This is a genomic window from Tardiphaga sp. 42S5, from assembly GCF_034044155.1.
GTDB classification, from domain to species: domain Bacteria; phylum Pseudomonadota; class Alphaproteobacteria; order Rhizobiales; family Xanthobacteraceae; genus Tardiphaga; species Tardiphaga robiniae.
The window spans coordinates 5,119,318-5,140,699 of sequence record NZ_CP139027.1 but is presented as its reverse complement, the minus strand read 5'-3'; the positions used below and the strand labels follow the sequence as shown (position 1 = coordinate 5,140,699).

Sequence of the window (21,382 nt, the reverse complement as noted above, 5' to 3'; positions counted from 1 at the left end):
CTCCCTAAGAGTCGGGAGACTACCAGTGCGGAAGCGACTGTCGAGGGGCGCCTTACGCCGCGACCTGTCCGCCGAAGAACGGCGCCAGTGCTTCCGGCCAGGCATGGCGCTTGCCGGAGGTGTAGAGCAGCACGGCATCGCCGGGCGGCACGCCGGGCTGATGATCTCCGATCAGGCCGACCACGCGGCGTGCGATTGCCGGGGCCGGATCGATCCATGCCACCGGCCAGGGCGCGATGCGATTGAGGTGGTCGAGCAACAGCGGATAATGCGTACAGGCGAGCACGATGGTGTCGGTGCGGGCACCGGCGGCGTCCTGCACGAAGCAGGGCGCGATCTCGCGAAACAGATCGGCGTCGTCGATGCCTTGGCCGCCGAGTGCGCCTTCCGCCAGTGCGGCGAGTTCGGCGGAGCCGACCAGCGTGACGATGCAGCCGCCGCCGAATTCGCGGATCAGCGTCTGGGTATATTCGCGCTTCACGGTGCCTGACGTGCCGAGTACGGAGACGCGCTTGCTGACCGAGCGCGCGCAGGCCGGCTTGATCGCCGGCACGGTGCCGACAAAGGGCACGGCATAGGCGGCGCGCAGATGGCTGAGCACCAGCGTCGAGGCCGTGTTGCAGGCGATCACCACGAGATCCGGTCGGTGCGCGTTGATCAGCTCGCCCATCAGCGGCACGACGCGGCCGATCAGCGCCTCCTCGGTGTGCTGGCCGTAGGGAAAGAACGCGTCATCGGCCACGTAGACATAGCGGGCATCCGGGCGCGCCTTCGCGATCTCGCGCTGGACGGTGAGGCCGCCGAGACCGGAGTCGAACACAAGGATGGTGGGACGCGTCGGCATCATGAGAGCCTAGGGGAGGATGGTTACTGCGGAGTTGCTGCGGGTCTGGCAATCAAGACAGGGGCATTCGGGCTTTTTCGGGAAGGGCCAAGCCTGTGAACGCCTCAAGCTCGTCATTCCGGGGCGACCGCGCATCTTGCGCGGGCGAACCTCAGCCACTCCAATTGGAGTGGCGGGGAATCCCGGAGTGTTCATCATTTCTATGGTGCGGGCGGCGGCGAGGTGGCTTCCATTCCGGGATTCCGGGTTCGCGCGCCGCCTGACGGCTCACGCGCCCCGGAATGACGAGTGTGGGTCAGACTACACCGGCTCCAACGGCCGTCGCTGACCTTCCGGCAGCTCAACGCCTATCGTGTCGTCCGGCGCAACCTCACCATCGGCAACGACGATCGCCATCACGCCGGCCTTGCAGATGACATTGTCATCAGCATCGCGATCCAGCGTCGCTGCCTTCAATCCCTCGTGAAAGCGATCCATCAGCACGCACGGCTCGCGCAGGCCGGTGAGTTCGATCACGGCGGACTTGCCCAGATGCAGCCGCGTGCCGGTCGGCAGTGCTGCGAGGTCGATCCCCGATGTGGTGACATTCTCGCCGAGATCGCCGGGCTGGATCGTGAAGCCCTTGGCGCGCAATTCGTCGAACAGCTCGGACGGGATCAGATGCACCTGGCGCAGGTTCGGCCTGGCATGATCGCGGCGGCGGTCGTAGCGATGCTGCACCAATGCGCCCATATGGCCGTCGCCTTCGACGCCGAGACCCGCGAGCAGGCGGATGCTCAGGCTTGGCGTCTTGCTGAAGTGATGACCGCGCCGCAGACATACGGCGACAATGTAGCCAGTGGACTCCGTCCTCATGGTGAGGAGGCGCCGCTTCGGCGCCGTCTCGAACCATGGCGTGTGGCGCTCATCCTTCGAGACGCGACGAAGACGTCGCTCCTCAGGATGAGGTACCGAACACGCGCTTGAAGATCGTGTCCACATGCTTGAGGTGATAGCCGAGGTCGAACTTCTCGGAGATCTCGTCGTCGGTGAGATATTTCTTCACCTCGGGGTCGTTCTTCAGAAGTGTCTGGAAGTCGCCTTCGCCGCGCCAGACCGGCATGGCGTTGCGCTGCACCAGCTTGTAGCTGTCTTCGCGCGACGCGCCCTTCTGCGTCAGCGCGATCAGTACGCGCTGCGAATGCACGAGGCCGCCGAGGCGATCGAGATTCTTCTGCATGTTGGCGGGATACACCAGCAACTTCTCGATCACGCCGGCCATGCGGTTCAGCGCGAAGTCGAGCGTCACCGTGGCGTCCGGGCCGAACATGCGCTCGGCGGAGGAGTGCGAGATATCGCGCTCGTGCCACAGCACAACGTTTTCCAGCGCCGGCGTCACATAAGCGCGCACCATGCGGGCGAGACCGGTGATGTTCTCGGTCAGCACCGGATTGCGCTTGTGCGGCATCGCCGACGAGCCCTTCTGGCCTTCGGAGAAGAATTCCTCGGCTTCCAGCACCTCGGTGCGCTGCATGTGGCGGATTTCGACGGCGAGGCGCTCCATCGACGAGGCGATGACGCCCAGCGTGGCGAAGAACATCGCGTGGCGATCGCGCGGGATCACCTGGGTCGAGATCGGCTCCGGCACGAGGCCCATTGCTTTCGCGACATGTTCTTCGACGCGCGGATCGATCTGCGCGAAGGTGCCGACGGCGCCGGAGATGGCGCAGGTGGCGACTTCCTTGCGCGCGGCGACGAGGCGCTCGCGGTTGCGGGTGAATTCGGCATAGGCATAAGCGAGCTTGAGACCGAAGGTGACCGGCTCGGCATGGATGCCATGCGAGCGGCCGATGGTCGGCGTCATCTTGTGCTCGAAGGCGCGGGTCTTCAGCGCGGCGAGCAGACGGTCGATATCGGCGATCAGGATATCGGCGCAGCGCGTGAGCTGGACGTTGAGGCAGGTGTCGAGCACATCCGATGACGTCATGCCCTGATGCACGAAGCGCGCCTCGGGGCCGACGATTTCGGCGAGATGGGTCAGGAAGGCGATGACGTCATGCTTGGTCTCGCGCTCGATCTCGTCGATGCGCTCCACATTGAAGGTCGCGTCCTTGGCCTTGGCCCAGATCGTCTTCGCCGCATCCTTCGGAATGGTGCCCAGTTCCGCCAGCGCATCGGCGGCATGCGCCTCGATCTCGAACCAGATCTTGAAGCGGGTCTGCGGCTCCCAGATGGAGGCCATTTCCGGACGGGTATAGCGAGGGATCATCGACGTCTCTGACTGTTGGGGGTTACGCCGCGCTTTAGCAGATCGGGGCGGGGGAGGCCAGAGTTGTCGTTATTCCGCTGCAACGGGACCTCCGCTGTCATCCCGTGATGCCGCCTGATGTGCGAACCCGAAATCCAGAAGATTTTGCCATATCGAGATTCCAGATTTACCGTAGGGCACCGATTGGCGTCCTTGCGCTACGATCTGTTTCGGTGCGCTTTCAAATTGCGGATCGCTTGGGCATGTCGGCTCCAAGAGCGCTGCGGATTTTCGCGCATCGCTGAGATTGCCATCCGGACAAGCTCCGATGGAGCTGTTGTTGAACCGTACGCTCCCTGAGAAATGATTGACCGCCGTTCTTCCGAAGTATTTGAGCTACTATACAGGATGAATGGCATCGTCGGCCTCAGCTCCCGTACGGTTGACAACAGAGAATAACCGGCACGCGTATCCTCTTGCCTTGCCATGTCCGATATGACGGCGTCGAAGTTCTTGCTCTTCAACAATCGTATCGCGTCTTCGGTGTTCAAAGCAAAGTCGATTTCAATGCCAAGCGCTCGAAAGGCGTCGGTTTCGTGGATGTTGTTTTCCGGCCTGTCGTCCACCCAAAGAATCCGCTTGCCGGCAACATCGCCTAAAGAAATATGAGCCAACCACTGACCGAGCTCGTGTGATTTGCCGATTGAGTCAAGCGCTAAGTTTATGCTTGTGGTCGGAGGGTCGAGGCGTCGCTTTTCAACTTCGGCAGTAGCCGTAGCCTCGATAGCTTTTCGCTTAGCCACTCCTTCAAAGCCGAATAATTTGAACGAGCCCTCTGACATATTGGCAATGAATTCGCGCAGGGCATCTTTGAACCACCAAACGCAAACAATGAAAACCATCGGCCAAGCAAGCGCTCCCGCGAGCTTTGACAAGACATCAACTACTTTGACAAAGCTATCGATCATGGCGCCCCACAAACAAAAAGGCCCTGCATGTCGGGGCAGCTCAATTTTAGGTGGCGTTACGAACGATATCAAGGCTCCTTGCGCAACGGCTATCCACTCGTGAATCCGCCATCGGATAGCTCTGAGAATAATAGGCTCATGGGCGAATTAGCGCAGCGCAATCCGCCAAGGTTTTGCAGCCTCCCACGGACTACGCCTGGGGCCAATCCGCGATCTGTGTTTGCTATAATTACAGCTTCGCCAGCCGCGCCGTGACTGCCGTGAACCTTCTGTTCGGTCCAGCGTGAAAGCCATCAGCGTCCACGGTCTCCACCAGCACCGCCAGCGTCTGCGTGCCGTCCTTGGCCTGGTGATGATAGGCCTCGGCGATCCCGTAGGCGGTGACGCAGCGGCGTCGCTTCGGCAATTGCTTGTCCTGCTGCAGGGTGACCGGTGCGGCGCCGTCGATGCTCAGTTGTAGTGTCATGCCGGTGACGATGACGCTGCCAAAGGTGCCGCGGCCGCCGGCGCCGTAGCATGATGCCTTGCCGAGTGCTTGATCGGAGATCGTCAGAAGCAACTTGCGGCCGTCGGGCAAAGTGATGGCCTGCGTGGTGGCGAGCGGCTTCGGGTCCATCTGATAGATGCCGATTTCGTCCAGATCCATCGATGGTTGGCCGGCGAAGCGCGTGCCGGGCTCGGTGATAGCAAGCTTGCCCAGCAGCGGTTTGGCCTTGGCCATCAGCTCGGCGCGCACGGCGTCCACTTCGCGCTCGTCATCGTCTTTGGTGCGAAGGGAGAAGGGCGTACCCTTCGCAAAGTCGTCGGTGCGCGTGTCGATCACCTGGATCTCGGCGACGATCTCGGTTGCATCATAGAGCTGCGTATACTGCTCGAAGGCGAAATGCGCGCCGTCCGGCGAGAAGCCGATCACTTTGCGCGCGGTAGCGTCGCCGGCCTGCGCTGTGCCGAGCAAGGCGAGCGACAGCAGGGGAACGAGCAGGAGGCGGCGAAAGCCGGCGATTGAATGCTGTGTCATCCCGGTTGGTCGCGCGACGCGGAGCAAAGTTCATGCGCCTATTGGTCTTCGCAGGTGTTGACAATATTCCTTGAGGGATTATTATCCGAATTGTCCGGTTCGCGAGGGGCGCTTCTAGAGGCGTCTTGAGGTGGAACAGGGATGTGGCGCCTGCGGGCGGGAGGGAGACGTTCCCTCACGCACTCGGGAGGCCTTGGGTCACCGTCCGGCCCCACTACGGGGGTCTGCCACTCATGCTGGCTGGACGTGGCATTGGTGAACGGCGGGAAACCGTCGGGATCAGCGGAGTGCGGAGCTCTGCGCCTTTGCCCGGAAGAACGGTCCCGGGGACAGAAATCGCCCGTAGCAGTCGCAGACTGCGTAAACTTGTCTGCGGTGTGGCGCGCCGTGAGGCGTTGCGCGGTTGCAGCTTGCCGGCGTTCCGGTGGAGCGGATCGCGACAGAAACCACCCCTTGCGCCTCACGGCGCGCTGCCACCCCTCATCGTTTGAGGGGGACTGCTCACACCTCGGACGCGCAAGCGCCGCGAGAATGCGAGAGCGTGGCTGTTTGATATGTGAATCGGGAGAAGCGACTACACCATCTCCCCGCGGGCATTCGCTGCCGCCGCGCGGATGCCGTCGATATTGGCCTTGTAGCTTTCCACCGTGCCGCCCTTGAATACGGCCGAGCCGGCGACGAAGGCATTGGCACCTGCTGCGGCGAGTTGCCCGGCGACTGCAGCGGACACACCACCATCGACTTCGATATCGATCGGGCGGCCCGCGGTCATCGCGCGCAGGTCCGAGATCTTGCCGAGCGCCGACGGAATGAAGGCCTGACCGCCGAAGCCGGGATTGACCGACATCACCAGCACGAGATCGACGAGATCGATCACATATTCGATGGCGGAGATGGGCGTGCCGGGATTGAGCGAAACGCCGGCCTTCTTGCCGAAATTGCGGATCGCCTGCAGCGTGCGATGCAGATGCGGGCCCGCCTCGGCGTGGACGGTGATGTGATCGCAGCCGGCCTTGGCGAAGGCTTCGAGATAGGGATCGCATGGTGCGATCATCAGATGCGCGTCGAAGATCTTTGTCGTGTGCGGGCGCATCGCCTTGATGACGTCGGGGCCGTAGGAAATGTTCGGCACGAAATGGCCGTCCATGACGTCGAGATGCATCCAGTCGGCGCCGGCGGTATCCACGGCGCGGACCTCTTCGCCAAGCCTCGCGAAATCAGCCGCCAGGATGGACGGGGCGATCACCAGCGGGCGGGGCGTGAAGCTCTGGGACATCGGGGTTTCCTGAACGTTTTTGGGCGGCAGCGAATGGACTGCCTCGCGTAACATGAGGCCGGGGGACGGGCAACGCGGCAGCCACGGCCGCGCCATCGACGCGCTGCAGCAGGATAGTCCCGGCACATTCTGCCGCAAGGGCACGATTTGCCGGGAAACGCGCGCGGCCCGTGCGACCAAGGCCGTTGTTTTATCGAACTTTTTTCGCTGGCATGGGGCTTGCTCCATGTTCCCCAGGGAATTCACGCCGCACGCTGCGGCATGATCAGGAATTTGACGATGCTGCCAGCCCTTGCTGCTGCCACCACCGCGATCGATGCGCTGCAGGCACTCACCAAGTCGAAGTCGAAGGCCGCGACCACCGCGACCGGTGTCACCCAGAAGACCGCCAGCCCGTTCGATGTCGCCAGCACGTCGACGGCGGCGAGCGCCACGTCATCGACGGCAACCTCCGCCACCAGCAGCACGAACAGCTCCTACAAGCTGGCCCCGGGCACCATGAGCACGCTGCTCGATGCCCAGAGCCAGCCCGCGACGGCAGCCTCTGAGGCGAAACGAGCCGACTCGCTGAAAAGACTGATGGGGATGCTCGACAGCGACGGCAGCGGCGGCATCAGCAAGGCGGAGTTCGAGAAGAAGCTCGGCGCCGGCGGCACCAACACTGCCAATGCCGACAAGGTATTCGCCGAACTCGACAAGAACGGTGACGGCTCGGTCAATATCGATGAACTGAGCCCAGCGCTGAATGGCGGTAAGGCACATCACGCCGGCGGCGGCGGTATGGGCGGTGGATCTGGTGGTGGCTCTGACACTGCTGGTTCGACCACAACGACCACGGTGAATGCTGATGGCAGCACCACGACGTCTATCGCCTATGCGGACGGATCGACGGTGAGTTCGACCACGGCCGTCCCGGCGTCGTCCACGTCATCAACCGCAAGCTCGTCCTATAACGCGATCGAAAAGATGATCGCGCGTCAGGCGCAGCAGATCTCAAACGCGAAGTCGACGCTGGCGATCAGCGCCTGATCTGCGCTCTGATCCCGAACGCGGCAGTTCGCGATAGGCGAAGCGATCACGAATACGGTGATTGAAGAACGCGCCGCGTGACGCCGCGCTGCTGAAGGCCGCGTGAACTTCCGGCGGCACCTGCGCATAAGCATACCGGCGGCCGCTCGTGAAGGTGATGCGTAGTTCGCGGCTCACCGGATCATAAGTGACATGTCGAATCGCAGTCGACGGCATCGCAGGTTCTCCGAAATGTCTCTTGGGTAGAAACGATTACCGGAGCGATTGGTTGCGGAACGATGACCTAGTTCTGGTCGCGAAACGCCGGAAGCGCGCCCGGAAACGGCAGTGCTGTCGCTTCATACACGCCGCGCGCGATGGCGCGGGCGATCACATTACCCGCGATCATGCCGAGCTCCGTCAAACCCACCAGCGGATCGATCGGCTTCTCGCCCGTCGCGGCCGCAAACACGATGTCGCCATCGAGCGGCGCATGCACCGGATAGATCGCGCGCGCGAATCCGGTCTGCGCCATCATGGCGAGACGCCGTGCCTGCGCCTTGGTCAGGATCGCATCAGTGACGACGACGGCGAGTGTCGTGTTCTCGATCGAGGTTGCCGCCGGTCCGCCCTTGATACGCATCGCCAGCATCTCGGGCTTCAACTTGTTCGGCATGCCGTGTCCACCGAACTCATTGCCGACTTCGAATGGCGCCGCCCAGAAGTGTGGACCATCCCCGATCGTGACGCTGCCGACCGCATTGACTGCAGCGAGCGCGGCGACGCGCACGCCCAATGGCGTGACGGCGGAAGCCGAGCCGATGCCGCCCTTGAAGTTGACCGTCGTGGCGCCGAGTCCTGCGCCGACGCTGCCGAGCTTGAAGTCATCGCTGGCTGCCGCTGCGGCGGCATAGCCGAGATCGCGATAGGGCGGGAAGCGGCCCCAGTTCTTGTCGCCGCCATTGAGCAGGTCGAACAGGATCGCGCCTGGCACGATGGGGATGACGGCATTGCCGATCTGGTAGCCGCGGCCCTGTTCGGCGAGCCAGGCCTGTACGCCGCCGCCGGCTTCGAGGCCGAAGGCGGAGCCGCCGGCCAGCGCGAGGCCGTGGATGGCGTCCACGGTGTTGACAGGATCGAGCAGGGCGCTTTCGCGCGTGCCCGGCCCGCCGCCGCGGATGTCCACCGAGGCCACGGCCGGCCTGTCGAACAGGATGGCGGTGACGCCGGAGGCCAGTTGGGCGTCGTCCGCGTGGCCGACGCGAACGCCGGCGATATCGGTGAGCAGGTTCTTCATGGTGGTTCCCTCTTGGCCCGACCAGACCGCAGCAAGGCTGCCCGGTCAACCGATCACGCGCGATCACAACAGCCGGAAGTGGCGGGCATTTGATCCATCCCGCTTGCATCCCGTCATGTCAGCAGTGCATCTAACCGCATGATCTCCGATGTCACGATCCCCGCCGCATTGATTGCCGGCATTGTCTCATTTCTGTCGCCCTGCGTGCTGCCGCTGGTGCCGCCCTATCTCATCTACCTCACGGGCGCGACCATCGAGCACGTCGCCAATGACGAGCAGGAAGCGGCCTCCAGGCGCGCGGTGATGATCTCGGCAGCCGTGTTCGTGCTGGGCTTCTCCACGGTGTTCGTGGCGCTTGGCGCCAGCGCCAGCCTGGTCGGCAGCGTGATCCGCTCCTATGCGGCGGAACTGTCAATCGTTGCCGGCATCCTGATCATCCTGATGGGCCTGCATTTCCTCGGCCTCACACGCATCGGGCTCCTGATGCGCGAGGGACGTCTGAGCATGCCCAGGCCGGTCGGCCTGTGGGGCGCCTATGTGATGGGTCTGGCTTTCGCGTTTGGCTGGACGCCGTGCATCGGTCCGATCCTTGCGGCGATCCTGTCGGTGGCGGCGGCAGAGGCAACGGTGACCAAGGGCGCGGGATTGCTCGCGGTCTATTCCCTCGGCCTCGGCATTCCGTTCCTGCTGGCGGCCTTCATGGTTGAGCAGTTCTCCAGCGTGTTTGCGCGCATGAAGAAGCATCTCGTCTACGTCGAGCGCGCGATGGGCGTGTTGATGGTGATCACCGGCATCGCGTTTCTCACCGGCGCCGTGTCGAATGCCAGCATCTGGCTGCTGGAGACGTTTCCCGCGCTGCAGAATTTCGGGTGAGGGGCTCCCTCTTAACCTCGCCCCGCACTTGCGGGGGGAGGTCGGCGCGCAGCGCCGGGTGAGGGGCCTCACGCTGGAGATGACATAACCGATATCTATCGGGTCGGCAGATCAACAAAGTTAGCAACCCGCCCGGACAATATTCGATCCGATAGTCCGAGATGGGGCAGGTGCATACCATGCCCCTCACCCGGTCAGCTTCGCCGCCCGACCTCTCCCCGCAAAGAGCGGGGAGAGCGACTGTCTTTTTGGTCAAGCGTTTTGATGCTGCCATGGGGTCTTGTCTCGCAGGATAGCGTTGAGGATGGTGAGCAGCTTGCGGGCGACGGCGATGATAGCGACGAGCTTGGGCTTGCCGGCGGCGACGAGCTTGTCGCGGAACAGTTTGAGCTGCGGATTGAAGCGGGCGGCCACCATCGCTCCCATGAACAACACGCGGCGTACATTGGCCCGGCCGCCGCCGATGAAGCTCTTGCCGCGCCACTGGCCGGATTGCCGGGTCCATGGCGCCAAACCGGCGAGAGCCGCAATCTGACGACGATCGAGTGTGCCGAGCTCCGGCAGTTCGGCAATCAGGCTGCGCGCGATGGTCGGACCGATGCCGGGCACCGACGCCAGCAAGTCTTCTTTCTCGGCCCAGGCCGGCGATCCCCGCACGTGATCGCCGATGTCGTCGTCCAGTTCGGACAACTCCTTCTCCAGTGCCTTGTGGAGCCGGGCGATGCTCTTCTTCAGGCGCGGATTGCTGACGCGCCGCGCACGCTGGCCTTCCGCGGCCATCATCTCAACGATCTGGCGCCGACGCGCCACCAGATCGGCTAGCAGCCGCGTCGTGGCATCGGGAAGCGGCCGCAGTTGCGGTTTGGTCGCCTCGGTAAAATGCGCGATCACCATGGCATCGATCGGATCGGTCTTGGCGCGCTTGCCGAGGGCGTTGGCAAAGGCGCGCACCTGTGCCGGATTGACCACCACCACAGGCAGATCGGCGCCGGCCAATCCTGCGGCGACCACCGTCTCGAAGCCGCCGGTCGCCTCGATCGCCACCACCAGTGGCGGTCGCGCTTTCAGCCGCGCGATCAGATCATCGATCCCCGCACCATTGCGGGCAACCGCAAAACTCTCACCGCCCGGACGCATCGCCACGTCCAACCGATCCTTCGACACATCGATGCCAACATAAATCGCGTCCATCTGATCCCATCCTTGCGCAACCGGGCTTGCTGAGCGGCCCAAGCGACTGTTCGGGTTCGATGGAACGGCAAGCAAGGACCCGCGCTCTCCCACGGGCTTGGTGTCCCTCAGGTTACTCGGTCTCCCGCCTGCCACCGCTCCGCATAGCTTAGCAGAAACGGCGGGAGGCAAGTTACAAGGTTAAGGGAAGCGCTCGCGGCGTCGCCTCAGGTCCCCTTCGCGTCGATCTGGGTGTAGTTGCCCTTGGCGTCCCACTTGTAGACGACGTAGTCGATCGCCTTGATGTCGCCCTTGGCGTCGAAGGCCATCTTGCCGAGCACGGTGTCCCATTCGCCGGCCTTGATCACATCCATCACCTTCTTGGTGTCGGTGGAGCCGGCCTTGGCAACGGCCTGCGACCAGACCTGGAACGCTGCATAGGTGTAGAGCGTGTAGCCTTCGGGATCGATGTTCTTAGCCTTGAACTTCTCGACGATCGCCTTCGCGGTCGGCTTGTTGCGCGGATCGGGGCCGAAGGTGAACAGCGTGCCTTCTGCCGCGGGGCCGGTGATGGAGGCGAATTCCTTGTCGTTCATGGCGTCGCCGGCCATCAATATGGTCTTGAGGCCTTGGTCGCGCATCTGACGCAGGATAAGACCGGCTTCCTGATGATAGCCGCCGACATAAACCAGATCGATATTGTCGCGCTTCAGACGCGACACGATCGAGTTGAAGTCCTTGTCGCCCTTGTTGTAGCTCTCGAACATCTTTTCGGTGAAGCCGGCCTTGTTGAGCGCCTTCTTGGTCTCGTCGGCGAGACCCTTGCCGTAAGTGGTCTTGTCGTTGAGGATCGCGACGTTCTTGCCCTTGAAGTTCTTGGCAATGTAGTCGGCGGCGACAAGGCCCTGCTGGTCGTCACGGCCGCAGACGCGCAGCACATTGGCGAGCTTGCGTTCGGTGAACAGTGGGTTGGTCGAGGCAGGGGTGATCTGCAGCACGTTGCCGTCGGCATAGGCTTCGGATGCCGGGATCGACGATGACGAGCAGAAGTGGCCGGCGACGAACGGCACCTTGGAGCTTGCGAACTTCTCGGCGATCGAGCGGGCCTGTTTGGGATCGCAGGAATCGTCACCGACCTGCAGCGCCAGCTTCTTGCCGAGCACGCCGCCAGCGGCATTGAGGTCGGCCACAGCCTGGTCGGCGCCGTTCTTCATCTGGCGGCCGAAGGCCGATTCGCCGCCTGTCATCGGGCCGGCGACCGCGACGTTGATGTCCTGTGCAAAAGCTGCGGTTGAGAGCAGCGACGCGGCAAAGGCCAGGCCGATTACATTCAATGGTTTCATGGGGATGATCCTCGCAAAGAGTTTTCGGCCACAAACGCAATCCGGCCGCCCGAACGATAGGATCATTCTCAACTTATTTTGATGCCGAGTCATCGGCAATTTTCGGCCGCAAACAGCCTGCCTGCGAGTCCGGCTGCGGCAGGTCGTCGCAAGAGCTTTCGCTGTGCGAGCCCGCTCTGGCGGATCAAAAAAGATGCGAAACCGCCCTGGTGTGGGCAGTCGCGTCACGTCGGCACAGGCATCGACATCATGACGTGAGGCGAGCCGCACCTCTCGCTATGCGGGAGAGATGCGGCCGGCAGGCTTACTGCTTCAGTTCGGCGTAGTCGCCCTTGGCGTCCCACTTGTAGACGACATAGTCGATCGCCTTGATGTCGCCCTTGGCGTCGAAGGCCAGCTTGCCGAGCACGGTGTCCCATTCGCCGGCCTTGATCACGTCCATCACCTTTTTGGTGTCGGTGGTGCCGGCCTTGGCGACGGCCTGCGACCAGACCTGGAACGCCGCATAGGTGTAGAGCGTGTAGCCCTCGGGATCGATGTTCTTGGCCTTGAAGCGGTCGACGATCGCCTTGGCGGTCGGCTTGTTGCGCGGATCGGGACCGAAGGTGAACAGCGTGCCTTCCGCAGCCGGGCCGGTGATCGAGGCGAACTCCTTGTCGTTGATAGCGTCGCCCGCCATCAGCACCGTCTTAAGGCCCTGGTCGCGCATCTGGCGCACGATGAGGCCGGCTTCCTGGTGATAGCCGCCCACGTAAACCAGATCGATATTGTCGCGCTTCAGGCGCGAGACGATAGCATTAAAATCCTTGTCGCCCTTGTTGTAGCTCTCGAACATCTTCTCGGTAACGCCGGCCTTGTTCAGCGCCTTCCTGGTCTCGTCGGCGAGGCCTTTTCCATAGGTCGTCTTGTCGTTCAGGATCGCGATATTCTTGCCCTTGTAGTTCTTGGCAATGTACTCGCCGGCGACAAAACCCTGCTGGTCGTCGCGGCCGCAGACGCGTAGCACATTGGCGAGCTTGCGTTCGGTGAATAGCGGATTGGTCGAGCCCGGTGAGATCTGCAGCACATTGCCGTCGGCATAGGCTTCGGATGCCGGGATCGACGAGGACGAACAATAGTGACCGGCGACGAACGGAATGCGCGCGCTGGCGAATTTCTCGGCGATCGAGCGCGCCTGCTTGGGATCGCAGGCGTCATCACCGACCTGCAGCGCCAGCTTCTTGTTCAGCAGGCCGCCGGCGGCGTTGATATCGGCGACGGCGAGTTCGGCGCCATTCTTGAACTGGCGGCCGAAGGCGGATTCGCTGCCGGTCATCGATGATGCGACGGCGACAGGAATATCCTGTGCCAGTGCAACGGACGCAAACGCGATCGAAGCGCCCGCCGTCAGGCCGATGAGTTTGATGAATTTCATAGGAAGTCCCCGTGTTCCGTTCGAATGCAGACAAACGCGACGCCGTGACGGAATCGCGATTGGCGCATCATTCTACCTTCAGAATAGTGTCGATTGTTTGCATCGCTCTGCGTGTTCGATCGTCATGCGATGAAGGATATCGATCCGTCAGCCGTGCCGGCCGCCTTCGAGATAGGCGGAACGGATTTCCGGGGCTTTCAGTAATTCGCTGCCGGTGCCCGACAGGGTGATCAACCCGTTGACCATGACATAGCCGCGATGGGCCAAACGCAGCGCGTGATTGGCGTTCTGCTCGACGATCAGCACCGTCAATCCGTCCTGCTTGTTGAGCACGCGGATCGCATCGAAAATCTGCTTGGCGATCAGCGGTGCCAGACCCAGCGAGGGTTCGTCGAGCAGCAGCAGGCGCGGGCGACTCATCAGCGCGCGGCCGATGGCCAGCATCTGCTGTTCGCCGCCGGACAGTGTGCCGCCGCGCTGGGTCATGCGCTCCTTGAGCCGCGGAAACAGCGCCAACACCTTGTCTAGGCTTTCAGCGCGTTCGGCCGGCGTGCTCTCATTGACGTCGGCGCCCATCTGCAGATTTTCCGCCACGCTCATACGCGGGAAAATCCGGCGGCCTTCGGGTGATTGCGCGATGCGCATGCGCGCGATCTCGTGGGTCGGTAGGTCGGTGATGTCCGTCCCGTCATAGGTGATCACGCCCGAGCGCGCCCGCGGCTTGCCGAAGATCGTCATCATCAGTGTCGACTTGCCGGCGCCATTGGCACCAATCAGTGCGACGATCTCGCCGCGCTTGATGTCGAGATCGACGCCTTTCAGCGCTTCGATCTTGCCATAGGATGCGTGCAGGCCGGCGATGGCGAGCATGGGGGCAGCGCTCACGTCTCGCCCTCCATCACCGCAATGGCTTCCTCTTCATCCGCGCCGAGATAGGCGGCGATGACTTTGGGATTGTCGCGAATTTGCTGCGGCGTGCCGTCGGCGATCTTCACGCCGTAATCGAGTACGTTGATATGGTCGGAGATTTGCATCACGACGGACATGTCATGCTCGATGAGCAGGATCGATGTGCCATGTTCGGCGCGAATCTTCAGCAAGAGCTCATTGAGCGCGGCGCTCTCGCGCGCATTGAGGCCGGCAGCGGGTTCGTCGAGGCAGAGCAGGGCCGGCTCGGTACACATTGCACGGGCGATTTCGAGGCGGCGCTGGTCACCGTAAGGCAGGTTGCCGGCGGCATCATCGGCGCGCTCCAGCAGGCCGATCTGATCGAGCCAATAGCGCGCGAGGTCGATCGCAGCCTTCTCGGCGGCGCGATAGCTGGGCACGCCGAACAGGCCGAGAAGAGTGAAGCCAGAAGCGCGCATCAGCGTGTTGTGCTGCGCCACCATCAGGTTTTCCAGCGCGGTCATGCCGGGAAACAGCCGGATATTCTGGAAGGTGCGCGCGACCTTGGCGATCTTCGAGATGCGGAAGTCGTTCAGCCGCTCCAGCCGCCATTCACCGTCGCTGTGGCGCAGCTTGATAGTGCCGGATGTCGGCTTGTAGAAGCCGGTGATGCAATTGAAGACGGTGGTCTTGCCGGCACCGTTGGGGCCGATCAGCGCAGTGATCTTGCCGCGCTCGGCCGTGAATGAGAGATCGTTGACGGCGACGATGCCACCGAAGCGCATCGTCAGATTCTCGACGCTGAGAATGTCGTTGATATTCATCCGTGCCCCTCTTTGACGAGGTCGGACGAGATCACCGTGTTGCGTTCGAGAAAGACGGTGGGGGCGCGGTGGCCGATCAGGCCGCGCGGGCGCCAGATCATCAGCAGCACCATGGCGCCGCCGAATACCAGCATGCGGAATTGCTCGAGCCCGCGGAACAGTTCGAAGCCGCCGATCATCGCGAGGGCTGCGAGCGCCACGCCGAGTTGTGAGCCCATGCCGCCGAGCACGACGATGGCCAGCACCAGTGCGGATTCGTGGAAGGTGAAGGATTCCGGGCTGATGAAACCCTGACGGGTCGCAAAGAACGCGCCGGCGAAGCCGCCGAACATGGCGCCGGTGGCGAAGGCAGTGAGTTTGGTCGTCGTCGTATTGATGCCGAGCGCACGGCAGGCGACTTCATCCTCGCGCAGCGCTTCCCAGGCGCGGCCAATGGGCAGGCGGCGCAGTCGGATGGTGACCCAGTTGGTGAGCAGTGCAAGCGCGAGGATCAGATAGAACAGGAAGACGATGCGATGGGTCGGTGAGAACTCGATGCCAAGGCGCGCAGCGAGGCCGTCATCGCCGGGCGTCAGCGGAATGCCGAACATCGTGGGACGCGGAATGCCGGAGATGCCGTTGGGGCCGCCGGTGAGGGTCTGCCAGTTGATGATGACGAGGCGGATGATCTCGCCAAAGGCCAGTGTAACGATGGCGAGGTAGTCGCCGCGCAGCCGCAGTACTGGAAAGCCGAGCAGCACACCGAAGAATGCCGCGAGGATACCGGCGAGTGGCAGGCAGATCCAGAACGACAGGCCGAAATTGGTGGCCAGCAGCGCGTAGGAATAGGCGCCGACGGCATAGAAGGCGACATAGCCGAGATCGAGCAGGCCGGCGAGGCCGACCACCACATTGAGGCCCCAGCCGAGCATCACGTAAGTCAGCACGAGAATGCCGAGATCGAGGATGTAACGCTCGTCGTAGAAGATCACCGGGACGAGGAAGGTGAAGATCAACAGCGCCGGCACCAGCGCACGGCCAGCGAAGGAAAATACCTTCTGCGCCGATGGCGGCACGACGCGCACGGTGTCCACTGGACCCCACCAGCGGCGCAGCAACTCCATAACGATACTGCCGCCGAACACCACGGCGACCATGGCGGCGAGATCGCCGAAGCGCGTCCACCAGGTCAGCTGCCCGTCGGAGCCGGCCTCGGTGCGGATGCCGATCATCAACGAGAACAGCACCAGCGCCACCAGTGCGGAGATCACGGCCTTCTTCAGGATGAATGCGGCGTCCGGCCCGCGGGCAGTCTTAGCTTGTGATGTGTTTGCTGCCACTTGGATCCCGTCAGACTTTTTCGACTTCGGGACGGCCGAGCAGGCCGGTCGGCAGGAAGATCAGCACCACGATCAGAATCGAAAAGGCGGCGACGTCTTTGTATTCGGTCGAGAAGTAGGCGGCCCACAATGTCTCGATCAGGCCGATCAGCAAGCCGCCGAGCATGGCACCAGGCAGCGAGCCGATGCCGCCAAGTACGGCGGCGGTGAACGCCTTGATGCCGGCGACGAAGCCCATGAAAAAATCGACCAGGCCGTAATAGAGCAGGTACATCATGCCCGCGACCGCAGCCAAGGCTGCGCCGATCACGAAGGTCATGGAGATGGTGCGGTCCACATCGACGCCGAGCAGTGACGCCATGGTCTGGTCCTGCTCGCAGGCGCGCATGTCGCGGCCGAGGCGCGTGCGCGCGACCAGCCAGGTGAACAGCGCCAGCAGCACGATGGTGGTGATGACGACGATGATCTGGATGTTGGACAAGCGTACGGCGAAACCGTCGGCACCTTCGTGCAGCGTGTAGCCGCCGGTGATGATCGGCGGCACCGGCTTGACGCGGGCGCCCTGTGCGACCTGCGAGAAATTGGTCAGCACGAAAGACATGCCGATCGCCGACAACATAGGCGCAAGGCGGAAGGAGTGGCGCAGGGGACGATAGGCGATGCGCTCGATGGTCCAGCCATAGAGCGAGGTGATTGCCATCGAGACCAGAAGCACCAGCAGCAAGATCACCGGCACCGCGGTAAGGCCGATCGACACCAGGATGAGAAAAGTGATCAGCGCGATGAAGCCGCCGATCATGAAGATGTCGCCATGGGCGAAATTGATCATGCCGACGATGCCGTAGACCATCGTGTAGCCGATCGCGATCAGGCCGTAGATGGAGCCGAGCACGAGTCCGTTGATCAGTTGCTGGGCGAAATAATCCATGCGCTGCCGAATTCGAGTGAGGCGCCACCATGATCCGGCAGCCGGATCATTGCGTCGTTGTATCGTTTTCTAACAGCGGCCATTGGAGGCGGCAACAGGGGCCGGTGCGGCTAAAGTAGCCTGTACATGCTGTTTTTCGCGGCGATTGGCGTCCGTTCACTTGCGCCGCAGCGCACACAAATCCCCGCCTTATTTGCGGCTGTTCCGGTGTCACAGTTGCGCCGTGCAACGGCCTTGCAATCATCACGCGGGAACCGAAACGAAGATCGGGGCTGCACGTTGTCGGGCGTTGAATGGTTCAACACAGGAGATTGAAGATGTCCAATCAGAACCAGCAAAAGCCCGGTCAGCAGAAGCCAGGCCAGCAGAGCCAGAACCCCGGGCAGCAGGGCCAGAAGCCCGGTCAGCAGCAGGGCGGTGGAATGAAGCCCGACCATGAGCAGGACCCCGGCCGGCAGGGCCAGAGATAGGCGGTCAGGCAGACATCAATCGAGATTTGGGTCGTTCTCAGCGACCCATGTGGAAGGCCCCGCCGAAAGGCGGGGCTTTTCGTTTGGCAAGTCCCGATCGTATTCCACCGCCGTTATCCCGGCAATTTTCGAATTAAGGTTACCAATTGGTTTACGTTGTCCGTCTGATTGAACGGGCGTTACGTCGGCGCAGGCGTGCGACTCCTGCGAGTCGCCGGCAGAGCGGTGACGACGTGATGGATCAGAGCAGCGCAGACCAGACCGGAGCCCATCAGGGTGGAACTCTCCAGGCTGGCACGTTTCAGACCGGTACGTTTCAGACTTGGCGGATCAGCACGTTCACGGGCGCGCTGATCGCCTGCTATTTCATCCCGACCTGGACGATCTTCGCGTTCCGCATCATGGTCTCGCCGATCCAGGGCTTCTATGAGCGGCCCAATATTTCGCTGGCGCTGTTTCTCAGCGACTACATGCAATTTTCCAGCATGGGCACGGTGCGCTATGCGTGGCTGCTCGCCGTCGGCAAGCTGACGGTGGTGGCTTTCTTCACGGTATTCCTGGTGTTCATCACGCGCCCGAAAATCCGCAAGACGGGCGGCTGCGACGAGGCGTTGATGATGGCGCTTGGTATCGGTGGCGTGATCTCGTTCGCCAGTATGATGATGGCATCGAAAGTCGGCGAGATCGCCGCGATGCGGCTGCACATCACAGAATTGCTGCTGCTGCTGGGCACCGCGGTGCTGATGGCGATCGAGCCGCCGCTGCGTCGCGCGGCGGGGCAGGAGCTTGATCCCAGGCAGCCGGGCAAGGCAGCCAACGACGCGGAGCTTTTGCAGAAGGTTGCCTAAATAAAAGGTCGCCTAAATGGCCAGCCCGAGCTCCTTGATGATCGCGCCAGCTTCCTTGGTGGCATGATTGGCCGCCGGCACGCCGCAATAGATCGCCTGCTGCAGCAGGATTTCCTTGATGTCGTCAGGTGTGAAGCCGCCTTCGGTGAGCGCGGCGCGCACATGCATGCGGAATTCATCCCACTGGCCGAGTGCGAGCATGGTGCCGATCACCAATACGCGGCGCGTGCGGTCGTCGAAATGCGGCCGCGTCCAGATCTCGCCCCAGGCGTAGCGGCTGATCAGGTCGAGAAAATCCGCATTGAATGCGTTCTTGCCGGCGGCCGATTTGTCGACCCAGGCATTGCCGAGAACCTTGCGGCGTTTTGCGGTGCCTTCGGCGGCGCGCTGTTGCTCGTCCATCTAAGGTCTCCGTTCAGCGCTGTGTCAGGAAGCCGACTACGGCGTCAGTGAATGCGTAAGGCTGTTCGACGTTCGAGATGTGTGCGGCATCCAGGAGCGTCATGCTGGCGCCGGGGATGTTGCTGCGGATCAGTTCACCAGCCGCAACCGGCGTCGCATTGTCCTGACGGCCGGCGATCACCAGCGTTGGGCTCTTGATCTTGGGCAGCAGTGCGCGCTGATCGAGCGTGCTCAGCGCCTCGCAGGCAGCAAGATATCCTTCGACCGGTGAGGCGATCAGCATCGCCTTCATCTTCGCGGTGGTCTCGGGCTCGCGCTCGCGGAAGTCGGCGGTGAGCCAGCCGCCGATGACGGCGTCGGCCACCGCTTTGAGGCCACCCTCGCGCACCGCCTTGATGCGGTTGTGCCAGTTGGTCGGATCCGGATAGTAGCAGCTGGTATTGGCCAGGATGATCTTGTTGAACCGCTCAGGCGCGTGGGCGCCTAACCACTGGCCGACCATGCCGCCCATCGACAACCCGCACCAATGCACCTTGTCGATATTGAGATCGTCGAGGATCGCCAGCACGTCCTTGCCATAGCGCTCCATCGAGGTCGGGCCGTTCATGCCGGACTTGCCGTGGCCGCGCCGATCGTAGCGGATCACACGAAACAGCTTTGTCAGCGCCGGCATCTGCGGCTCCCACATCGCCATGGTGCAGCCGAGTGAATTCGACATCATCAGCGTTGGCCCGCTGTCGCGGCCCTCCACGGAGACATTCAGCAGGCAGCCGTCGGCGTCGATCATGGGCATGGTGTGTCTCCCGAGTTTCTTCTTAATTGAGTGAGGCGAGCTGGCGGTCGATCAGGGCTTGCGAGACGCCCTGATAATCCATCGGCTCGAACAGTTTGGCGATCGCGGCAGCGCTAAGCTGCGCGCTGACCTTGGGATCGGCCGTGAGAATATCGCGCAGATGTTTCTTCTCGGCGACGGCGCGCTTGGTTGCGGCCTCGACCAGATGATGGGCGTCGCTCTTGCCGAGCTTTTCGGCGAGTGCAAAGGTCACGGCTTCCGCCATAATGAGCCCGTTGGTTTCATCGAGATTGAGGCGCATTCGCTCGGTGTCGACCTCGAGTCCTTCGGCGATATCGACAATGGCGGCAAGAGCGCCCGATGTTACCAGCAGGAGCGTCGGCAGCGTCGGCCATTCCGCGTGCCACGGTCCGGCACTGCGCTCGTGATCCTGGATCTGCGCGGCAAAGATCGTTGCAGCCAGATTCGGAGCCATGGTCGCGGCGCCAAGCGCGGAGGCTGATGCCACGGGATTGCGCTTGTGCGGCATGGTGGAGGAGCCGCCGCGGCCTTCACCCGACGGTTCAAACGCTTCGCCGACATCGGTCTGCATCATCAGCGAGACGTCACGGGCGATCTTGCCGCAACTGCCGGACAGGATCGCCATCACTGAAGCCGCTTCGGCGATACGGTCGCGATGGGTGTGCCATGGCGCATCGGGCAGCGGCAGCTGCAATTCCTTGGCGAGCTGCTCTGCAACGACGAGGCCCTTGTCGCCGAGCGCAGCCAGCGTGCCGGCGGCGCCGCCAAATTGCAGTGCGAGACCTTCGGCGCGCAATCGCTTCAGGCGCAGGCGCGAGCGATGCAGTGCCGAGGCATATTCAGCGAGCTTCAGCCCGAATGGCATCGGCAGCGCGTGCTGCAGCCAGGTGCGGGCGACCACAGCGGTGTTGCGGTGCTTGATCGCCAGGGCTGCAAAGCCGGCAATGGCGCGGTCGAGATCCGCGAGCAGGGCGTCGATGGCCGCGCGCAGGCCGAGCATGGTTGCGCTGTCGATGACGTCCTGACTGGTGGCGCCCCAATGCACGTAGCGTGCGGCCTCGGCATCGGCTTTCGCCACTTTGGCGGTGAGCGTCTTGACCAGCGGGATGGCGAGATTGCCGGAACGCGTGGCTGCATCGGCGAGTGCAGCGAGATCGAACTGGTCGGCTTTGCAGGCGGCCTCGATGGCCGTCACGGCGCTGGCGGGAATCACCCCGACTGCGGCCTCGGCCCGCGCCAGTGCGGCTTCGAAGTCCAGCATATGCTGCAAATGGGCGGTATCATCGCAAACCGCACGCATCGCGCGGCTCGACAACAAGGGTGCCAGCAGAGGGGACAGGGATGTGCTCATCTGTGCGGGACCTAACCATTCCGGCGAGAGTCTGCCAATCCCCCGCAATCTTCTTGTCGCCGTCGCCTGTTGCACTGCGAATAGGCATCGCCCCATCTCG

Annotated in this window: 22 protein-coding genes; 4 read left to right on the top strand and 18 right to left on the bottom strand. The window is 62.7% G+C overall.

Going from position 1 to position 21,382, the window contains the following annotated elements:
* Positions 1 to 52: 52 nt before the first annotated feature.
* From murI to rpe, 6 genes are all read right to left on the bottom strand, one after another.
* Positions 53 to 844: a glutamate racemase gene (gene murI, locus SFY93_RS24040; protein ID WP_320444875.1), complete on the bottom strand. Its 792-nt coding sequence runs from the start codon at positions 842 to 844 to the stop codon at positions 53 to 55.
* Between the two features lie 300 nt (positions 845 to 1,144).
* On the bottom strand, positions 1,145 to 1,699 hold the full coding sequence (locus SFY93_RS24035; protein WP_320444874.1) for an MOSC domain-containing protein: 555 nt from the start codon (positions 1,697 to 1,699) through the stop codon (positions 1,145 to 1,147).
* Between the two features lie 82 nt (positions 1,700 to 1,781).
* The gene (purB, locus tag SFY93_RS24030; RefSeq protein WP_089265009.1) at positions 1,782 to 3,092 is read right to left on the bottom strand and encodes an adenylosuccinate lyase; all 1,311 of its coding nucleotides are present in this window, start codon (positions 3,090 to 3,092) and stop codon (positions 1,782 to 1,784) included.
* A gap of 197 nt (positions 3,093 to 3,289) precedes the next feature.
* Positions 3,290 to 4,039: a response regulator gene (locus SFY93_RS24025; RefSeq protein ID WP_320444873.1), complete on the bottom strand. Its 750-nt coding sequence runs from the start codon at positions 4,037 to 4,039 to the stop codon at positions 3,290 to 3,292.
* Positions 4,040 to 4,268: 229 nt separating this feature from the next.
* Positions 4,269 to 5,057: a DUF2259 domain-containing protein gene (locus tag SFY93_RS24020; protein ID WP_320444872.1), complete on the bottom strand. Its 789-nt coding sequence runs from the start codon at positions 5,055 to 5,057 to the stop codon at positions 4,269 to 4,271.
* Positions 5,058 to 5,631: 574 nt separating this feature from the next.
* Complete coding sequence (rpe, locus tag SFY93_RS24015) at positions 5,632 to 6,333, bottom strand: ribulose-phosphate 3-epimerase (RefSeq protein ID WP_320444871.1); 702 nt, start codon at positions 6,331 to 6,333, stop codon at positions 5,632 to 5,634.
* Between the two features lie 279 nt (positions 6,334 to 6,612).
* Here rpe and SFY93_RS24010 point away from each other — a divergent pair, with 279 nt between their 5' ends.
* Complete coding sequence (locus SFY93_RS24010; protein WP_320444870.1) at positions 6,613 to 7,362, top strand: EF-hand domain-containing protein; 750 nt, start codon at positions 6,613 to 6,615, stop codon at positions 7,360 to 7,362.
* Here SFY93_RS24010 and SFY93_RS24005 read toward each other — a convergent pair.
* Together SFY93_RS24005 and SFY93_RS24000 are read right to left on the bottom strand one after the other, a co-directional pair.
* A complete protein-coding gene (locus tag SFY93_RS24005) occupies positions 7,327 to 7,578 on the bottom strand; it encodes a KTSC domain-containing protein (protein ID WP_184518332.1) in 252 nt (83 codons plus the stop codon). The two genes, SFY93_RS24010 and SFY93_RS24005, sit on opposite strands and share 36 nt — an antisense overlap.
* A gap of 67 nt (positions 7,579 to 7,645) precedes the next feature.
* Positions 7,646 to 8,638 carry a P1 family peptidase gene (locus tag SFY93_RS24000; protein ID WP_320444869.1) on the bottom strand — a complete coding sequence of 331 codons (993 nt, stop codon included), beginning with the start codon at positions 8,636 to 8,638 and terminating at the stop codon, positions 7,646 to 7,648.
* A gap of 138 nt (positions 8,639 to 8,776) precedes the next feature.
* Here SFY93_RS24000 and SFY93_RS23995 point away from each other — a divergent pair, with 138 nt between their 5' ends.
* Positions 8,777 to 9,511: a cytochrome c biogenesis CcdA family protein gene (locus tag SFY93_RS23995; protein WP_320444868.1), complete on the top strand. Its 735-nt coding sequence runs from the start codon at positions 8,777 to 8,779 to the stop codon at positions 9,509 to 9,511.
* Between the two features lie 252 nt (positions 9,512 to 9,763).
* On the opposite strand, the gene SFY93_RS23990 is transcribed toward SFY93_RS23995, so the two are convergent.
* From SFY93_RS23990 to SFY93_RS23960, 7 genes are all read right to left on the bottom strand, one after another.
* Entirely contained in the window at positions 9,764 to 10,702 is a 939-nt protein-coding gene (locus tag SFY93_RS23990; protein ID WP_320444434.1) for an IS110 family RNA-guided transposase, read from the bottom strand.
* Positions 10,703 to 10,908: 206 nt separating this feature from the next.
* The gene (locus SFY93_RS23985) at positions 10,909 to 12,024 is read right to left on the bottom strand and encodes a branched-chain amino acid ABC transporter substrate-binding protein (protein WP_093756457.1); all 1,116 of its coding nucleotides are present in this window, start codon (positions 12,022 to 12,024) and stop codon (positions 10,909 to 10,911) included.
* A 304-nt stretch (positions 12,025 to 12,328) separates the two neighbouring features.
* Positions 12,329 to 13,438: a branched-chain amino acid ABC transporter substrate-binding protein gene (locus tag SFY93_RS23980; protein WP_320444867.1), complete on the bottom strand. Its 1,110-nt coding sequence runs from the start codon at positions 13,436 to 13,438 to the stop codon at positions 12,329 to 12,331.
* A 147-nt stretch (positions 13,439 to 13,585) separates the two neighbouring features.
* Positions 13,586 to 14,308 carry an ABC transporter ATP-binding protein gene (locus SFY93_RS23975; RefSeq protein WP_320447839.1) on the bottom strand — a complete coding sequence of 241 codons (723 nt, stop codon included), beginning with the start codon at positions 14,306 to 14,308 and terminating at the stop codon, positions 13,586 to 13,588.
* 11 nt (positions 14,309 to 14,319) lie between these two features.
* On the bottom strand, positions 14,320 to 15,150 hold the full coding sequence (locus tag SFY93_RS23970; RefSeq protein ID WP_089264997.1) for an ABC transporter ATP-binding protein: 831 nt from the start codon (positions 15,148 to 15,150) through the stop codon (positions 14,320 to 14,322).
* Positions 15,147 to 16,469, bottom strand: coding sequence for a high-affinity branched-chain amino acid ABC transporter permease LivM (gene livM / locus SFY93_RS23965; RefSeq protein ID WP_320444866.1), 1,323 nt, complete (start codon positions 16,467 to 16,469; stop codon positions 15,147 to 15,149). Before livM ends, SFY93_RS23970 begins: the two co-directional genes overlap by 4 nt.
* Before the next feature lie 10 nt (positions 16,470 to 16,479).
* Positions 16,480 to 17,397 (bottom strand): ABC transporter permease subunit, encoded by a 918-nt coding sequence (locus SFY93_RS23960; RefSeq protein ID WP_089264995.1) that lies wholly within the window; start codon positions 17,395 to 17,397, stop codon positions 16,480 to 16,482.
* Between the two features lie 317 nt (positions 17,398 to 17,714).
* Between SFY93_RS23960 and SFY93_RS23955 the strand changes: the two genes are divergently transcribed.
* The gene (locus SFY93_RS23955; protein WP_170849538.1) at positions 17,715 to 17,867 is read left to right on the top strand and encodes a hypothetical protein; all 153 of its coding nucleotides are present in this window, start codon (positions 17,715 to 17,717) and stop codon (positions 17,865 to 17,867) included.
* Between the two features lie 236 nt (positions 17,868 to 18,103).
* On the top strand, positions 18,104 to 18,715 hold the full coding sequence (locus SFY93_RS23950; protein WP_320444865.1) for a hypothetical protein: 612 nt from the start codon (positions 18,104 to 18,106) through the stop codon (positions 18,713 to 18,715).
* 12 nt (positions 18,716 to 18,727) lie between these two features.
* Here SFY93_RS23950 and SFY93_RS23945 read toward each other — a convergent pair whose 3' ends face one another.
* From SFY93_RS23945 to SFY93_RS23935, 3 genes are read right to left on the bottom strand one after another with little or no spacing between them, the layout of a single operon-like run.
* Positions 18,728 to 19,117 carry a carboxymuconolactone decarboxylase family protein gene (locus tag SFY93_RS23945; protein ID WP_120292724.1) on the bottom strand — a complete coding sequence of 130 codons (390 nt, stop codon included), beginning with the start codon at positions 19,115 to 19,117 and terminating at the stop codon, positions 18,728 to 18,730.
* A 13-nt stretch (positions 19,118 to 19,130) separates the two neighbouring features.
* Positions 19,131 to 19,910 (bottom strand): 3-oxoadipate enol-lactonase, encoded by a 780-nt coding sequence (gene pcaD, locus SFY93_RS23940; RefSeq protein WP_175365821.1) that lies wholly within the window; start codon positions 19,908 to 19,910, stop codon positions 19,131 to 19,133.
* 22 nt (positions 19,911 to 19,932) lie between these two features.
* The gene (locus SFY93_RS23935) at positions 19,933 to 21,282 is read right to left on the bottom strand and encodes a 3-carboxy-cis,cis-muconate cycloisomerase (RefSeq protein WP_320444864.1); all 1,350 of its coding nucleotides are present in this window, start codon (positions 21,280 to 21,282) and stop codon (positions 19,933 to 19,935) included.
* Between the last annotated feature and the right edge of the window lie 100 nt (positions 21,283 to 21,382).

What these genes read in the sequence shown, in the direction of transcription:
- SFY93_RS23980 (WP_320444867.1), bottom strand. Translation starts at nt 13,438, where the DNA reads ATGAAATTCATCAAACTCATCGGCCTGACGGCGGGCGCTTCGATCGCG.
- SFY93_RS23970 (WP_089264997.1), bottom strand. Translation starts at nt 15,150, where the DNA reads ATGAATATCAACGACATTCTCAGCGTCGAGAATCTGACGATGCGCTTC.
- rpe (WP_320444871.1), bottom strand. Translation starts at nt 6,333, where the DNA reads ATGTCCCAGAGCTTCACGCCCCGCCCGCTGGTGATCGCCCCGTCCATC.
- SFY93_RS23995 (WP_320444868.1), top strand. Translation starts at nt 8,777, where the DNA reads ATGATCTCCGATGTCACGATCCCCGCCGCATTGATTGCCGGCATTGTC.
- SFY93_RS23950 (WP_320444865.1), top strand. Translation starts at nt 18,104, where the DNA reads ATGGATCAGAGCAGCGCAGACCAGACCGGAGCCCATCAGGGTGGAACT.
- SFY93_RS23975 (WP_320447839.1), bottom strand. Translation starts at nt 14,308, where the DNA reads ATGCTCGCCATCGCCGGCCTGCACGCATCCTATGGCAAGATCGAAGCG.
- SFY93_RS24025 (WP_320444873.1), bottom strand. Translation starts at nt 4,039, where the DNA reads ATGATCGATAGCTTTGTCAAAGTAGTTGATGTCTTGTCAAAGCTCGCG.
- SFY93_RS24035 (WP_320444874.1), bottom strand. Translation starts at nt 1,699, where the DNA reads ATGAGGACGGAGTCCACTGGCTACATTGTCGCCGTATGTCTGCGGCGC.
- murI (WP_320444875.1), bottom strand. Translation starts at nt 844, where the DNA reads ATGCCGACGCGTCCCACCATCCTTGTGTTCGACTCCGGTCTCGGCGGC.
- purB (WP_089265009.1), bottom strand. Translation starts at nt 3,092, where the DNA reads ATGATCCCTCGCTATACCCGTCCGGAAATGGCCTCCATCTGGGAGCCG.
- SFY93_RS23960 (WP_089264995.1), bottom strand. Translation starts at nt 17,397, where the DNA reads ATGGATTATTTCGCCCAGCAACTGATCAACGGACTCGTGCTCGGCTCC.
- SFY93_RS23945 (WP_120292724.1), bottom strand. Translation starts at nt 19,117, where the DNA reads ATGGACGAGCAACAGCGCGCCGCCGAAGGCACCGCAAAACGCCGCAAG.
- SFY93_RS24005 (WP_184518332.1), bottom strand. Translation starts at nt 7,578, where the DNA reads ATGCCGTCGACTGCGATTCGACATGTCACTTATGATCCGGTGAGCCGC.
- SFY93_RS23985 (WP_093756457.1), bottom strand. Translation starts at nt 12,024, where the DNA reads ATGAAACCATTGAATGTAATCGGCCTGGCCTTTGCCGCGTCGCTGCTC.
- SFY93_RS24020 (WP_320444872.1), bottom strand. Translation starts at nt 5,057, where the DNA reads ATGACACAGCATTCAATCGCCGGCTTTCGCCGCCTCCTGCTCGTTCCC.
- SFY93_RS24000 (WP_320444869.1), bottom strand. Translation starts at nt 8,638, where the DNA reads ATGAAGAACCTGCTCACCGATATCGCCGGCGTTCGCGTCGGCCACGCG.
- SFY93_RS23935 (WP_320444864.1), bottom strand. Translation starts at nt 21,282, where the DNA reads ATGAGCACATCCCTGTCCCCTCTGCTGGCACCCTTGTTGTCGAGCCGC.
- SFY93_RS23955 (WP_170849538.1), top strand. Translation starts at nt 17,715, where the DNA reads ATGTCCAATCAGAACCAGCAAAAGCCCGGTCAGCAGAAGCCAGGCCAG.
- SFY93_RS24010 (WP_320444870.1), top strand. Translation starts at nt 6,613, where the DNA reads ATGCTGCCAGCCCTTGCTGCTGCCACCACCGCGATCGATGCGCTGCAG.
- pcaD (WP_175365821.1), bottom strand. Translation starts at nt 19,910, where the DNA reads ATGCCCATGATCGACGCCGACGGCTGCCTGCTGAATGTCTCCGTGGAG.
- SFY93_RS23990 (WP_320444434.1), bottom strand. Translation starts at nt 10,702, where the DNA reads ATGGACGCGATTTATGTTGGCATCGATGTGTCGAAGGATCGGTTGGAC.